The 658-nt window shown below is 65.5% G+C and carries 1 protein-coding gene; it reads right to left on the bottom strand.

The window, feature by feature from the left end; genetic code table 11:
• Window positions 1-658: hemagglutinin repeat-containing protein (locus AC07U6_RS22260; RefSeq protein ID WP_494764864.1), on the bottom strand; the 658-nt coding region annotated here is incomplete at both ends.

Here is a 658-nt window from a genome sequence, read left to right on the forward strand (position 1 = left end):
CGGATAATGATCGTGCCGTCTTCCACCGCCGCGTGCGTCGTGCTGCTGTCATGCCCGCTGCCGCTGGCGCCGACCAGCGTGTTGTTCGCCATATTGCCGACAAACTGCTCGCCCACGCTGCCACCTGAGCTGATACCTGCACCCTGATGCGAAACGTCGTAGTCGGCTTTGTTGTGAATATCGCTCCAGCCCAGCGTCCCGGTATCCAGCCGGTTCTTCTCTTTCTCCGCCGTGCTGGCTATCACCCCGCCGTCCAGCTGCGTGTGGCTGCCCACGGTGATATCAAACCCGCCTTTCCCGGCGAACAGACCCGACTGCTCCTTCACGCTGGCGAAGTCGCTGTTCATCTTATCCCGGCTGCCGCTCAGGCTGGCCGGGCCGCCGATACCCGCGCCCCCGATGACACTGCCGCCAACGCGGCTGCCGGTCTGCTTCATGTCGTAGTGGTCGCGGTCCTGCTCGCTGGCTATCAGCAGGTTGTGCCCGATGTCGGCTTTCACCGATTCACCGCTGACCTGCGCGCCCTGCAGCACCGTATCCTGCCCGCTGTTCAGCGTCAGGGTGCGTCCGGCATCCGCCGTTGTCTCCGTGTGCGTCAGGCTGCTGCCGTTCTCGTGGCCCCGGCTCCGGTCTGCGCTCGCCGAGAGGCTCAGCCCCG

This window comes from Erwinia sp. GW821-FHT03D09, from assembly GCF_059420805.1.